General features: G+C 68.2%; 11 protein-coding genes. 6 read left to right on the top strand and 5 right to left on the bottom strand.

Annotated features, from left to right (window positions below):
- Position 1 precedes the first annotated feature (1 nt).
- From Q9R33_RS03570 to Q9R33_RS03560, 3 genes are read right to left on the bottom strand one after another with little or no spacing between them, the layout of a single operon-like run.
- Positions 2–1765, bottom strand: a complete 1764-nt coding sequence (locus tag Q9R33_RS03570) for a thiamine pyrophosphate-binding protein (RefSeq protein ID WP_311292893.1) — start codon at positions 1763–1765, stop codon at positions 2–4.
- Positions 1762–2661, bottom strand: coding sequence for a citryl-CoA lyase (locus Q9R33_RS03565; protein ID WP_310245069.1), 900 nt, complete (start codon positions 2659–2661; stop codon positions 1762–1764). The genes Q9R33_RS03570 and Q9R33_RS03565 overlap by 4 nt, the downstream gene beginning before the upstream one ends.
- Positions 2658–4106: an aldehyde dehydrogenase family protein gene (locus tag Q9R33_RS03560; protein WP_311292892.1), complete on the bottom strand. Its 1449-nt coding sequence runs from the start codon at positions 4104–4106 to the stop codon at positions 2658–2660. The genes Q9R33_RS03565 and Q9R33_RS03560 overlap by 4 nt, the downstream gene beginning before the upstream one ends.
- Before the next feature lie 307 nt (positions 4107–4413).
- Between Q9R33_RS03560 and Q9R33_RS03555 the strand changes: the two genes are divergently transcribed.
- From Q9R33_RS03555 to Q9R33_RS03535, 5 genes are all read left to right on the top strand, one after another.
- The gene (locus tag Q9R33_RS03555; RefSeq protein WP_310245068.1) at positions 4414–7107 is read left to right on the top strand and encodes a PQQ-binding-like beta-propeller repeat protein; all 2694 of its coding nucleotides are present in this window, start codon (positions 4414–4416) and stop codon (positions 7105–7107) included.
- A gap of 204 nt (positions 7108–7311) precedes the next feature.
- Positions 7312–7992, top strand: a complete 681-nt coding sequence (locus Q9R33_RS03550) for a TRAP transporter small permease (protein WP_311292891.1) — start codon at positions 7312–7314, stop codon at positions 7990–7992.
- A gap of 5 nt (positions 7993–7997) precedes the next feature.
- Complete coding sequence (locus Q9R33_RS03545; RefSeq protein ID WP_056368993.1) at positions 7998–9278, top strand: TRAP transporter large permease; 1281 nt, start codon at positions 7998–8000, stop codon at positions 9276–9278.
- A gap of 76 nt (positions 9279–9354) precedes the next feature.
- A complete protein-coding gene (locus tag Q9R33_RS03540) occupies positions 9355–9801 on the top strand; it encodes a type II 3-dehydroquinate dehydratase (protein ID WP_056368992.1) in 447 nt (148 codons plus the stop codon).
- A gap of 3 nt (positions 9802–9804) precedes the next feature.
- Entirely contained in the window at positions 9805–10647 is an 843-nt protein-coding gene (locus Q9R33_RS03535) for an aldo/keto reductase (protein ID WP_311292890.1), read from the top strand.
- Between the two features lie 15 nt (positions 10648–10662).
- On the opposite strand, the gene Q9R33_RS03530 is transcribed toward Q9R33_RS03535, so the two are convergent.
- Both Q9R33_RS03530 and Q9R33_RS03525 read right to left on the bottom strand, forming a co-directional pair.
- Positions 10663–12027, bottom strand: coding sequence for an FAD-dependent oxidoreductase (locus tag Q9R33_RS03530; protein ID WP_311292889.1), 1365 nt, complete (start codon positions 12025–12027; stop codon positions 10663–10665).
- 26 nt (positions 12028–12053) lie between these two features.
- Complete coding sequence (locus Q9R33_RS03525) at positions 12054–13139, bottom strand: Gfo/Idh/MocA family oxidoreductase (RefSeq protein WP_311292888.1); 1086 nt, start codon at positions 13137–13139, stop codon at positions 12054–12056.
- 310 nt (positions 13140–13449) lie between these two features.
- Between Q9R33_RS03525 and dctP the strand changes: the two genes are divergently transcribed.
- Positions 13450–14505: a TRAP transporter substrate-binding protein DctP gene (gene dctP, locus Q9R33_RS03520; RefSeq protein WP_056368988.1), complete on the top strand. Its 1056-nt coding sequence runs from the start codon at positions 13450–13452 to the stop codon at positions 14503–14505.
- Positions 14506–14544 lie beyond the last annotated feature (39 nt).

Here is a 14544-nt window from a genome sequence, read left to right as displayed (position 1 = left end):
GTCAGTGCGTCGCGACGTGCTCGATCTTCTCGTCGGGCGAGTAGATGTCGAGGATGTTCCAGTGGCCCGTGGTGGGCGTGGGGACGTTGACCATCGAGACGTCGATGACCACGGGCGCGTCGAGCGCGATCGCCCGTTCGAGAGCCGGCTTGAACTCCGCCGCGGACTCCACCTTGATGCCGGTGACCCCGTAAGCCCGGGCGATCGCGGCGAAATCGGTGTACATCGGGTCGTCGGCGGTCCCGAACACCGTTCCGTAAGTGGTGTCGAAGGCGGCCTTCTCCAGGCCGGCGATGGTCCCGAACGCGTTGTTGTTCATGACGACCCAGACGACGGGGACGTTCTGCTCCCGCGCCGTCGCCAGCACCGCGGGGTTCTGGCCGAAGCCCCCGTCGCCGACGAGCGAGACGACCACGCGGTCGGGCCGCGCGATCTTGGCACCGACCGCGGCCGGTCCGCCGAAGCCCATCGTCGCGAACCCGCCCGGCGTGAGGAACGTGCCGGGTGTGAGGATGTCGAACTGCTGACCCACCCCGTTCTTGTTCCACCCCACGTCGGTGGTGATGATGGCATCCGCCGGCAGCACCTCCCGCGTCTCGGAGAGGATGCGCTCGGGGCGCATCGGCCAGTCATCGGATGCCTGCGCCTGCGCGTTCTGGAGCTTCAGCGTCGCCCGGTTCGCGGCGATCTGAGCCCGCAGCTCGTCCCGACCGACGCCCTCGGGCGCGAGGCGGCGTGCGACACGGAGGAGCACGGTGAGAGCGGACTTCAGATCGGCGAGCGCGCCGACCTCCAGCGGGTAGTTGCGCCCGAGCTCGGCGGCGTCGATGTCGACCTGCATGAGCTTCGTGCCCGGAATGTCGAAGGTGTACTCCGTGTACCACGAGCTCGAGTCGGCCTCCGCGAACCGCGTGCCGAGGGCAAGGATCCAATCGGCGGTGCGCGTCGTCTCGTTGGTGAACGCCGTCCCCCAGAATCCCGTCATGCCCAGCACGAGCGGGCTGTCGTCGGGCACGGCGCCCTTGCCCATGAGGCTGTGCGCCACGGGGAGCGAGAGCAGCTCCGCGAACTCGGCGAGCTCCGTCGCCGCGTCGGCGGCGACGACGCCGCCACCCACGTAGAGCACGGGGCGCTCGGCGTCCAGCAGGTTCTTCACGATCTGTTCTGCGACGGCTTCGTCGATGCTGGGCTTCGCGAGCGAGCGGGTGTTGCCGATCACCTTGTCGAACAGCGCGACGTCGACCTCGGCCGAGAAGACGTCCATCGGCACGTCCACAAGGACGGGACCCGGGCGACCGCTCGCGGCCAGGGTGAACGCCTTGTCGAGAACCTCGGCGATCAGGTGGGGCTGGTCGACGCGCCACGCCCGCTTGACGAACGGACGGTAGATCTCGTACTGAGCTGCGTCGGCGTGGAGGTTGATCTCCTGGTGCGGGTGCTTGCCGAAGTAGTGGGTCGGCACGTCACCGGCGATGACGACCATCGGGATCGAGTCCAGTGCGGCGTTGGCCACACCCGTGGCTGCGTTGGTGAGACCGGGACCGAGGTGGGTCAGCACGACCGCGGTCTCCTTCTTCGCGCGGGCGTAGCCGTCGGCGGCGTGCGCCGCGATCTGCTCGTGCCGCACATTCACGAAGGAGATCTGCTCGCTCTTCTCCAGTGCCGCCAGCAGCGCGATGTTCGTGTGCCCGCAGAGCCCGAAGACGTGCGCGACGGCGCGCTCTTCGAGATAGCGGACGATCTGATTGGACACGAGGTCCTTCATGACGTTCTCCTTGTCTGGTCGTCGCTGACCGGGACGGACCGGCGTGCCGGCCCCGTGTAGGTGTATCCGATGGATTTGGGGATCGGGCCCTTGATGCGGCCCCCTTGCGTCATCTGCTCGACGGCGTGGGACAGGATGCCCACGGAGCGGGCGAGGATGAAGACGCCCCGTCCCATCTCCGGCGTGAAACCGAGCTCGCAGTAGATCACCGCCGTGACGCCATCCACGTTCATGGGGATGCGTCGCGGCTTGCCCTCGCTGATGGCGTCCTCCACGGCGCGTCCGATCCGCGCGAATCGGCCGTTCACCGTGCCGTCGGCGGTTGCCTCATCGACGAGCGAAAGCAGCCGAGGGGTGCGCGGGTCGAGCGGGTGGAACCGGTGCCCGAAGCCGGGCACGTACTTCACGCCCTCGTCACGATGGCGCTGCAGCACCACTCGGGTCGCCTCCTCGAGGTCGCCCAGGCGCTCGAGCTCGGCGTCGATCTCGAGGTACAGCTCCATGCACTGCTGCCCCGGTCCGCCGTGGATGTCGTCGAGGACGTTGATCGCCGACGCCATCGCGCCGTTGACCGGCGCCCCACAGGTCGTGGCCATCCGCGCGATGGCGATCGAGGGCGCCTGCGGACCGTGGTCGACGGAGGCGACGAGAGCGGCCTCGAGGAGCGCCGTCTCAGCGTGCGTCGGAAGCTCACCGCGCAGCATGAGCCAGATGGTGTCGACGAATCCGACGTTCCCGATCAGGTCCTGGATCGGGTAGCCCCTCAGGGCGATCTCACCCGGATGGATGTCGATGATGTCGGTCTGCCACCAGCGCCGCGCTTCGTCGACGAGCTCCTCCGGCGACTTCCCGGCGGTCGGTGCGCCATCCGGCGCGGCGGGCGACGGCGTGCTCATGAAACGACCGGCACGGCGTCCGCCGACTCGAGGACGGCGTCGTAGAAGTCTCCGAAGAGCTCCTCGTCGGACGGCCGGTCCTCGGCGATGGTGCGCGAGACCCAGGTGGTGTTGAGATAGTGGCGCAGCGACACGTTCTCGGACGTGATGTTGCCGCCCCACGTGCCGCAGCCCATCGACGACGTCATGGGCATGCCGTTGGTGAACGCGCCCGCGTTCGCCTTCGAGTTCGGCTGGCGCACCATGATGCGCGAGACCGGCATGTGGCGCGCGAAGTAGTCGATGTGCGCCTCATCGGTCGACGCGATGCCGCACGAGTGGCCCTTGCCGCCGATGTCGTAGAGATGCTTGGCGACCTCGACCCCGTCCTCGAAGCTGCCCTCGTAGGCGTGAACCGCCATCAGGGTCGTGAGCTTCTCCTTGCAGAACTGCTTGTCCTCGCCGATGCCGTCGCCCTCGACCACGATGAAACGCCGGTCCTCGGGGATGTCGAAGCCCGCGGCGCGGGCGAGCTGCTGCGGCGAGATGGCGACGGTGTCGGCCAGGCGGTGGCCCTCGTCATCCCACATGACGGACTCGAGGGCTTCGCGCTGCCCGGTCGTCGCGAGATGTCCGCCCTCGGCCTGGAGCGCCTCGAGCATGTCGGCGTAGCGGGCCGCCGGGACGAGGACGTTGCCGTCCGCCGAGCACCCCGAGCCGAAGTCCGAGGTCTTGGAGAGCATGCAGTTGCGCGCCGTCTCCTGGAGGTCGGCGGTCTCGTCGACGAACTCGGTCGCGTTGCCGGCGCCGACGCCGTACGCGGGCGTTCCCGAGCTGTACGCCGCGCGAACGAGCCCCTGGCCGCCGGTGGCGATGACGAGGTCGGAGCGGCGCATGATCTCCTGCGATGCCGCCAGGCTCGGCAGCGTGATGCACTGCAGGATGTCAGCGGGAGCACCCTCGGCCTCGAGCGCCTCGCGCATGAGCCTCACGGTCTCGAAGGTGGTGTTCTTCGAGCGCGGATGCGGCGAGAAGACCACCACGTCGCGTGCCTTGATCGCGTAGATGGCGTTGCCCGCAGGGGTCAGATCGGGGTTGGTCGTCGGGACGACACAGCCGATGATCCCCACCGGCTTGCCGTACTTGACGAGGCCCTTCTCGGCGTCCTCGTCGATGATGCCGACCGAGGGACTGCGCAGCGCGTCGCGGAGCACGCCGCGGATCTTCATCCGCTTGTTCATCCGGCTACCGAAATCGCCGAGACCGGACTCCTCGATGCCCATCTCCACGAGGCGGTGGAAGGACGATCTGTTGGCGACCGCCCAGGCGACCGCCTGGATGAGGCGATCGACGCGGGCCTGGTCGTATGTCTCGATGATCGCGAGCGCCGCCCGTGCGCGCGCGAACACCTCGTCGAGTTCCTGCTCCTGCTCAGGCGACAGGGACTTGGGTGCTGATTCGGCCATGACAACTCCGTCCGTGGGCAAACGATGCCGACGGCGAAATGCTAGGCAGGCGTCGTCGCGCGGAACAAAGGTTGTCCCACTGGGCAGGAAGCAACGAGGCGATTGGTTCGCGCCCCCACGCGGCGGCGCGAGTTGTACCACTCGATGGGCCGCACGGTTGCCCCTCTCGCTCCGCGCAGTTAGCGTCCGAGCGCCGGCCCGTGCCGCCGATCCCCCAGTATCGGCACACTGAGGCGGCTTCCCCACATCGGCGGCGGTGGGGCATGAGCTCACCGCCGTCAGATCGACGATGATCAAGGAGCAAGGGATGCGCAAACGACTGACCACGAGGTTGGGCGCGGCGGGAATCGGCGCACTGGCGCTGGCGCTCGCCGTCGCCGCCTCACCCGCGTACGGCCTGGCGAAGACCGCCGAGCCGGTTCCACCGGCCGGTCTGACCGGCCTGGAGCCGACCGGCGCCGACATGCCCACCGTCGGCGGCAACCTCGGCAATCAGCACTACTCAGGTCTGACGGACATCACGAAGCAGAACCTGAAGGACCTCGCGCCCGCTTGGCGCACGCACCTTTCGGCCGTCGCGCCGGCATCGACCAACGTCGGTCAGCAGACGACGCCGATCGTCGTGGACGGCGTCATCTACCTCGACACGCCGAGCGGCGGCGTCATCGCCGTCGACGGCGTGACGGGGAACGCGATCTGGAAGTGGGACAAGCCCGCCTACGGAACGTCGACCACGCGCCGCGGCGTCTCGGCGGGTGACGGCAAGATCTTCACCCTCGCCGGCGGCAGCCGCGTCGTCGCCCTCGACCAGGCGACGGGCAAAGAAGTCTGGGCGGTGCAGCCGAAGGGAGCGAACGGCGAGGACCTGGGCCGTGTCGGCAAGGTCGCGACCGTGTACAACGACGGGATCGTCTACGCGCACGCGGCCGACGGCGACCGCGGGGCAGTGGTCGCGCTCGACGCGAGCGACGGCCACTACCTCTGGCACTTCTTCGGCGGACCGAAGCGCGGCGAGCTCTTCACCGGGCTCGACGGCGTCACGTTCGACGCGTCGGCCACGTGGGGCCCTGTGCAGGCCGACGGCACCGACTGCGCCGAGGAGGGCGGTGCGACCTCCTGGATGCACGGCGCCGTCGACACCGAGCTCGGCTACTACATCATGACCTTCGGCAACGCGCGCAGCTGCACGTCGTCGCAGAATGCCTCGGGTCGCCCCGGTGACAACCTGTTCTCCGACACGCTGGTCGCCGTCGACGCCAAGACCGGCAAGTTCAAGTGGCACTTCCAGTCCATCCACCACGACGTGTGGGACATGGACAATGTCCACCCGCCGACCCTCGCTGACATCGAGGTCGACGGCGAGGAGCGCAAGGTCGCCTTCTACGGCAGCAAGTCAGGCCACCAGTTCGTGATCGACCGCACCAACGGCAAGCCGGTGCTCCCCGTGACCGAGCAGCCGGTCCCGACGGACGCGCGCCAGCACAACACGGCGACCCAGCCCATGCCGCAGACCCGCCTGCTGCCGGACTGCGTGGTGTGGGAGAAGCTCGACGCTGACAACATCCCCGGGAACCCGTGGCGCGGCGTGCCGAACTACAACGGCTATCAGGCGGACGCAGACGGCAACCTCGTGTTCAACCCGGACAGCTACGTCTCGGTCGACGAGCCGTACCTCACATACCCGGCGGGCTCGTCGGGACACCGCGAGGGCTGCCTGTACGACCCGCAGTTCGAGGCGCCCATCCTGTCGACGACGAGCCAGAACGGCGGCGGCGACTGGTCGAACAACTCGTACAGCCAGAGCACCAACCTGGTCTACTTCCCGTACGGCACCAACCCGGTCGCGCACTACGACGGTGCCGCGGCGAACGGCCTGCGTGCCATCGGCCAGTACCAGACCGGCGGCATCCTGGCCTACGACGCGTCGACCGGCGAGGTCGTGTGGCGCAACCACCTGGGCACCGACATGTCGCACGGTCAGGGACCCCTGACCACGGCATCCGATCTGCTCTTCGTCGGTCAGATCGACGGTCGCGTGCTGGCGATGGACGCGGCCACCGGCGACGTGCTGTGGCAGTTCCAGACGGGGTCCGGCATCGCGGGTGCTCCGGTCACGTACGAGGTGGACGGCGAGCAGTACGTCGCCGTGATCGCGGCCGGATCTACGAACCCGTACGGCGGGTCGGTGACGCAGGGCGACTCGCTGTGGTCGTTCAAGCTCGGCGGCGGCTACAAGACAGAGTCGGGCAGCCAGGAGGGGCCCGACACGGCTCCCCTGACGATCCGTCGCCCCGTCGGCGGCACGGCCGTCGAGGGATCGACGGTGGGCAACACCGTGCTCCTCGCGCGGAGCAGTCGCACGGCAGACGACGCTGCCTCGCGCGACAGCGTGTCGCAGAACGGCATGCAGCCCACGCACCTGCGGGTTCCCGTCGGCACGACCGTGACGTTCCGCAATCCGGGTGCCGAGACGTTCCCGAACTTCCCCAACCTGAAGGACCACTGTGCAACGCAGTTCTTCGAGGGGGAGTTCAACGTCAAGCTGAAGCCGGGAGAGACCTACCAGCACACGTTCGACCGTGCCGGTGAGTACTTCTTCAACGACTGCACCGACCCGCGACCGACCGGCAAGATCGAGGTATACCTCACCCCGCAGGACCAGCCGGGCGCGCTGACGTTCACTCCGGGCAAGCTCGAGCTCGGTTCGGGCACCGGACTGTTCACCGGCGTGAACGGCAAGGTCACGGCACAGTTCGCCCTGCCGGCCGGCTACACCTACGACAGCGGCGCCGTCCTGGTGACGCCTCTCACGAGAACGCTCATCGACGCGTCGAAGGTCACGGCCAACAAGAACAAGGTGATCGTCCAGTTCGACGCCGCCGAGGTCGACAACAACGTGCCGGCGGGTGAAGCGTCCCTCACGGTGAGGGTCAACGTGCTCAACCCGGCTGGTGTCCAGGAGCAGCTCTCCTCGACCGCCACGGTGACCGTCGTCAAGTAGGTCGTCCCGCCGGACGCCGATCCGCCTCCGTCGCTCGCGACGGGGGCGGATCGGTCTGTACGGAGGTGTCCCATTCGGCGAAACTCGGCTTTGCCCGGATCGACCGGCAGACCAGAGTCTCAGGGGCAGCGGTGCGCGTGCGCACGCTCGCCCCGCATCGACAGAGAGGTTGGCAATGCACCCTGACACCATGGCGGTCGCGCCATGAGCGACAAGGAACCCGGGCGCGAGCCCGAGGAGGGCCGGGAGCCCGGGCCCGAGGAGGGTCCCGAGACCGAGCCCGAAGCGGCTGCCGTCGCCGCTCACGAAGAAGGCGTCGGCGAATCCATCTACCCGCCCACGAGAACCTTCTACACCGAGCCCAAGCTCAACCAGGGCGTACCTGCCGACCCCGTCTTCATCCGGATCCTCTCCGGGATCGAGATCACGATCGGTGTCACCCTGTTCGCCTTCATCGTCTTCGGCGTGATGTACCAGGTGCTCGGCCGCTACTTCCCGACGATCAGCTGGGTCGGCGCGGGCGAGCTCGCACTGCTGTCGATGATCGCACTGACGTTCATCACCACCGGCTACCTCGTGGGGCGCAACGGCCACATCGTGCTCGAGATCTTCGACGAGATGCTCGCCGGAACCCGTCTGTTCGTCGCGCTGCGCGTCATCTCCGCGGTGATCATGGTCATCACCAGCCTCGCCCTGGCATATGAGGCCTGGGTGAAGATCGACACCGAGTGGGGCCGGCTCAGCGCCGCGATGCACGTGCCTCTCGGCGTGCTGTACATCTTCGCGCTGGTCGGCTTCGTCTCGGCGGCGATCCACTCCTCGTTCAAGATCCCGTATGCGCACCGCCCCGAGCGCAAGCTCGACATCGGCGAGATGGAGGGCTGACCCGCATGGACCTCTGGCTCTACATCCTGCTTTTCGTCGTCTTCCTGCTGCTGCGGGTGCCCGTCGCCTTCGCGATGATCGCGTCCAGCATGCTGTACTTCTACAGCCACGGACTGTCGGCGGGCTACGCGATCTCGTCGATCGTCAACGGCATCAACAGCTTCCCGCTGCTGGCCGTCCCGCTGTTCATCTTCGTCGGCACCATCGCCAACAACCTCGGCATCGCCACGAGGCTCTACGATCTCGCACGGGCCCTGCTCCCCCGTCTTCCGGGCAACCTCGCCTACGTCAACCTCGGCACGGCGATCGGGTTCTCGTGGATCAGCGGCTCCGCCCTTGCGGACGCGGCCTCCACGAGCAAGGTGCAGATCCCGCAGATGCTCAAGGCGGGCTACCCCTACGGCTTCTCGTCGGGCCTCACCGCGGCCGGCTCGCTGATGAGCACGGTCATGCCTCCGAGCATCCCCGCGGTCCTCTTCGCGGCGACCGCCTCGATCTCGACCGGTGCACTGTTCGCGGGATCGATCATCCCCGCCATGCTCATGGCGGTCGGGCTCGCGCTGTACATCTTCATCTGGGTGCGCCGGCATCCCGATGTCGCCCACAGCCGGCCCTTCGACGGCGGGATGCTCGGCAAGGCGGCCGTGCGCGTCATCGGCCCTGCACTGCTGCCCGTCATCATCCTGGGCGGCATCTTCAGCGGTCTCTTCACGGCGACCGAGAGCGCGGGCATCGCGGCTGTCTACATGCTGCTCCTCGGGGTGATCTACCGCACGCTCACCTGGAAGGTGTTCTGGAAGTCGGCCAAGGAGACCGTCGTCATCGCCGGCGGCATCCTCCTGATCCTGGGGGCCTCCAACCTCATGGGCCAGGTGCTCGCCCGCGAGCAGGTGTCGCGCGCGCTCGGTGAGTGGCTCACCGGGTTCACCGACAACCCGGTGGTCTTCCTGCTGATGCTGAACGTGCTGCTCATCCTGCTCGGCATCCCGCTCGAGGCGCCGCCGGTGATCCTCGTGCTCGTGCCGATCCTGATGCCGATCGTCGCGCAGTTCGGCATCGACCCGGTCCAGCTCGGCGTCATCATGATCCTCAACCTGATGATCGGGTCGCTGACGCCACCAGTGGGAGCCGTGCTGTTCGTGGTCGGATCCATCACGCGCAGACCAATGGGAGAGCTCTTCCGAGGCATCCTGCCGTTCCTGATCCCGCTCGGTACGGTGCTGCTGCTGCTCACACTGTTCCCCGTGATCGTCACGTTCCTGCCATCACTGCTCGGTTTGCTGTAGCCCCCGGCTCTGGGGTTCGCGCGGCGTGCCGCGCGAACCCCAGAGGAATTCACCTGCCCCTGAAAGGAGCCCGCCCGTGACGCGGAAGCTCTTCGTGCTGAACGGCTCGAACCTCAACATGCTCGGCCGGCGCGAACCCGAACTGTATGGCACGACGAGCCTTGACGACGTGCGCGCCGATTGCGAGCGCGTGGCCGCCGAACTCGGATTCGAGCTCTTCTTCGCGCAGTCCAATGCCGAGCACCAGCTCGTCGAGTGGGTGCACGAAGCCTTCCGCCAAGGGGCGATCATCGTGATCAACCCTGCCGGCTTCAGCTTCAACTCCGTGCCGCTGCTGGACGCGCTCCACATGCTGTCGACGCCCGTCATCGAGGTGCACATCACGAACATCCACGCTCGCGATGCCCTCCACCAGAACTCGATCATCTCCCACGTCGCACGCGTGGTGATCGCCGGCGCCGGCGTGTACGGCTATGAACTGGCGCTCCGCGCCGCAGACCGACTCACGGCCGACCAGGAGTAGCCCGTGTCCGCGCCGACCGTCACGCTGAACTCAGGTCACCAGATGCCCGCGATCGGGCTCGGCACGTGGCCTTTGCGCGGCGCGGATGCCGAACGCGCCGTCGAATCGGGCATCAGCGTCGGCTATCGGCTCATCGACACCGCGGCGAAATACGCGAACGAGGATGCCGTGGGCCGCGGCATCCGCTTGTCCGGCGTCCCCCGCGAGGAGCTGTTCGTCACCACGAAGCTGCGCGGCTCGGCCATGGTGGCCGATGCGACGCGCGAGGCCCTCGAGCGCAGCCTCGCCGCACTGGGCACCGACTACGTCGATCTGTACCTCATCCACTGGCCCCTCCCCCGGCTCGGGAAGGCCTCGGCGGCGTTCCTCGAGATGGCCGCACTCGCCGAGGAGGGGCTCATCCGCTCGATCGGCGTCTCGAACTTCCAGGCACAGCACATCGAGCGACTCACCGCCGAGACCGGCCTCACCCCCGCCGTCGACCAGTTCGAATGCGACCCGAAGATCCAGCGCCACGCCCTCAGGGCCGTTCTGGCCGAGAAGGGCGTCGCCGCCCAGTCCTGGAGTCCGCTCGGGCGCGGCGGCCCGCTGCTGTCGGATCCGGTCGTGCTGCGCGCTGCCGAGGCGACCTCGTCGACGCCGGGCCAGATCGTCCTGCGTTGGCACCGGGCGCAGGGAATCGTGCCGGTCGCGAAGTCGGCGACCGAGGCTCGTCAGCGCGAGAATCTCGACGCGATCCGGATGCCGCCGCTGCCTGCCGAGATCCTTGCAGAGCTGGACGGCCTCGATCCGGACGACGAGGGAGAGCGTGGCATCCGCGATTCCGACACCTACGAAGAGCTCTGACGACACGCGGCGGCCTCAGCCTCGTGCGATCGCGTCTGCCGCCTCGAACCCGAACACGAGCGCCTTCGTGAGCGCCGTGCCCGTCATGTACGACGCGCCGTGGAATCCGCCGACCACCTCGCCGGCGGCGTAGAGGCCCTCAATCCGGCTCCCGTCCACGCGCCGCACGGAGGTGTCGGGCCCGACGCTGAGACCGCCGTACGTCGAGGTCATCGCCGTCACCGCGGGATACGCGTAGAAGGGGCCTGTCATCAGGGGCGTGAGGGCCCCGATCCCGTTCACGAGCCCCGTGCGGATCGGCTCGTGTTCGCCCCGGCCGGCGGCCATCTCGTTGTATCGCCTTACCGTGCCCTCGAGCGCCTCCGAAGAGAGCCCGATCCGCTGCGCGAGCTCGGCGATGGTCGGCGCGCTCACCAAGTGTCCGAGTTCCTCGATGCGGTCCATATCCGACAGCGGCACCCCGGGCCTGGAGAGCGCGCGCACGCGGGCATCGAAGATCTGGAAGGCCATGCGGCCGGGCTGGTTCAGCACTGCCGACCCGAGGATCTTGTACGACTCCGACTCGTCCGTGAAGCGCTCGCCCACGGAGTTCACCATGATCGCGCCGAGATAGTTCGCCGTCAGCAGCTCGTGCTCGTCGTCACTCGTGTCGGCGTGCTGGCCGTACGTGCCCGAGACATGGCCGATGTCGGCGAGACCGGCTCCCAGCATCCATGCCATGCGCAGTCCGTCCCCGGTGTTGCCGACACCGCCGTACGGCATCGCGTCCGCCTGATCGGGGACGAACAGGTCGAGCAGCTCGCGCGAGCGGGAGAACCCGCCCGTGGTGAGGATCACGCCGCCCTCCGCCGTGAGCAGGTCGCCTCCGGAACGGATGCCGCTGACACGCGTTCCCTCCAGGACGATGCCGTCGGCCGGCGAGCCGGTGAAGATCCGGGCTCCCGCACGGACGGCCGCGCGTTCGAGATGGTCGAGCAGCTGGCGGATGCGGACCAGGTGCGCCCGGGGGATCGTCATGCCGGCGCTGACCTTGAGCTCGTCCGTCCACGCGTTCGCGCGGTCGATGGCCGCGATCGCGGACGCCTGCTGGGCCACGAGCGCCGCAAGCAGCTTCTCGTCGGCGAATCCGGCGCCGGTCCGGATCATGTCGGCGAGGAAGACGGCATCGGAGTCGTCGATGCCTCCCCGCCGCTGCAGGGCAGTGCCGGACAACGCGAACCATCCGCCGCTCATCGCCGAGCTCCCGCCGAGCCGCTCGCGCTTCTCGATGAGGGCGACCGTCCGGCCGCTTTCGGCGAGACGGCTGGCCGCGGCAATCCCGGCGAGCCCTCCTCCGACGACGATCGCATCGAAGCGGCTGCCGCGACCTCGCGTCGCCACAGGCTCTGGACTGTCCGCGGGTGCCACTACGACTCCGCCGATCCTTGGCTATCGGCGCGGAACCTCGCCACATCGACGGTCTGTCCGGTACGCGCGGCGAGCGCGGCAGCCTCGACGAGCGCCAGCGTCCGCGAGGCGTCCTCGGCCGACACCAGGGACTGTGCGGCGCCGCGTGCGACCTCGATGAAGTGATCGAGCTGGGCGTGGAACGAGCCGCGGGGCGCGACGGGCAGGTACGTGCGCGACAGAGGCGAGTGCCAGTTCGCCGGCACCGCGCGATCGTAGGCGTACTTGGCCAGATTGGGCACCGACAGCGCCGCGTCCGTGCCGACGAGGCGGTAGGCGACCCCGTCGGGAACGAAGGGGAACGCGAGGGTCTCCTCCGTGGCCTGGTCCCAGCCCCACGGCGAGACTCCGGCGTCGGAGGCGAGGAAGCTGCCGACGACGCCGCTCTCGAACCGGAGGTTCAGGGTGATGGTGTCCTCGACCTCGAGGCCACGAGCGTGCGAGCTCTGCATCGCCTGAACCTCGGCGACCTCGCCGCACAGGTGCCGAAGCAGGTCCAGGTCGTGCACCACGTTGATGAGGGTCACCCCGGCGCCCTTGCGGCTGTGCCACGGGATGTCGGTGAAGTACTCGTCCTCCTTACGGGCCGACCACAGTCCGCTGACGGCGACCAGCTGCCCGAGCTCGCCGCCTTCGATCGCGGCGCGCGCACGGGCGACGGCCGGGTGGTGGCGCCGGTGATGCCCGACGAGCAGGCGCCCCTCCAGACGCGCGACGGCATCGACGAGCCGACGGGACTCGGCGTAGTCCACGGCGACCGGCTTCTCGAGGAGCACTGCGACCCCGGCTTCCAGGCACTCGACCGCCGTATCGACGTGCAGCGCGTTCGGATTCGCGATGATGACCGCGTCCAGATCTCCGGCGCGGAGCATGTCGGAGGTCGTCGCGTACCAAGGGCAGTCGAAGGAATCGGCCGTCGCGACAGGATCGGCGACGGCCGCGAGCTCCGCTCCCGGCGCAGCCTGGATGAAGTCGATGTGCTGGTGTCCCATGAATCCGGCTCCGACCATGCCGATTCGCACGGGTGGGAAGGCAGATGCGGTCACCGGGGCCTCCTTGCTTGTGCTCGCGCGACGAGCGTAATTGACGCTGCCGCGAGGCGCGGGAGTCGTCCCATTCAGCGGGGAACCACACGTGCGCGGTGGACAGCGGCCTCATGTTCCACTCGACGGGACACCGCTTTGCGGTCCGATCGAAGTCGGTCAGAGTCGGCACTGCCACCGAGTCGTGTCGGGGCAGTGCGGTCGATGAGGATCTCGCCTGGGGCGAGGATGCGTCGCCCGGATGCCGCGCCAGGACCATCAACGTCACGTCGTAACCTGCACGAAGACGTGCGCAGAACAAGAGGAGAGTCCCATGAGCACAGCCAGCTCGATGCGCCGCGGCCTGATCGCCGCGTCTGCGCTCGCAGCAACCGCTCTCGTCGTCGCCGGCTGCGCCGGCGGAGGCACCCCCGAGGGCAGCAACACCGAGACCGCGGCAGCGAACGAACCCGTCACGCTCACTGTCGCGACCAGCCAGAACGAGGAGACTCCGAACTACTACTGCGGAGTCGAGCTCCTGAAGGACCGGCTCGAGGGCGCCGACGTCGGCTTCACCGTCGAGCTCTACCCGGCGAGCCAGCTCGGCCCCGACGCGGACCGGTTCCCGCTCGTGCAGGCCGGCGACATCGACATCGATCTCCAGGGAGCATCGGCGCTCAGCTCGACGTTCGAGCCGATCGGCGTCGTGGACGCGGCCTATGCCTTCGACGACGTCGACCACGCGTTCCAGTGGATCGACGAAGGCTCGGAGGACCTGTTCACGTCCTTCCACGACGCGACGGGTGTCGGCATCGTCGACGGCTGGTTCTTCGGCAACCGCACGTTCACCACGAAGGATGTCGAGGTCGAGAGCCCCGACGACCTCGAGGGCGTGCCGATCCGGTTCCCGAACTCGCCGCAGTTCCTCGCCAACGCGGCGGCGCTCGGCGTCACCAACCCGGTCTCGGTCGCCGTCGAAGAGGTCTACTCCGCGCTCCAGCAGGGGATCGCCGTCGGGCAGGAGAACCCGATCGTCGCGACGCACTCGTCCAGCTACGACGAGGTGCTCAACACGGTCATCCTGAACAACCACAACGTCGGCATCCACTGGATCCTCGTGAGCGACAAGACCTACGACAAGATGAGCGACGAGCAGGCCGAGCTGCTCGAGAAGACCATCCACGAGATCCGCCCCGAGAACCGCGAGTGCGTGGAGGAGGCGACCGAGGAGATCCTCGACGAGTACCGTGCGGACGACAACTTCACGGTGATCGAGACCGAGGACATCGACATGGACGCCTTCATCAGCCAGGCAGAGGACTACTTCAAGGACCACTACACCGGCGAGAACCTCGACGCCTACGAGGCCATCCGCGAGTCGGCGGGCTGATCTTCAGTAGCCGGCGGAGGGGTGGGGGGGCCAGCGCCC

The sequence above is a fragment of the Microbacterium sp. PRC9 genome, assembly GCF_031844125.1.
Classification (GTDB): Bacteria; Actinomycetota; Actinomycetes; order Actinomycetales; family Microbacteriaceae; genus Microbacterium.
This window is presented reverse-complemented; position numbering and strand designations above follow the sequence as displayed.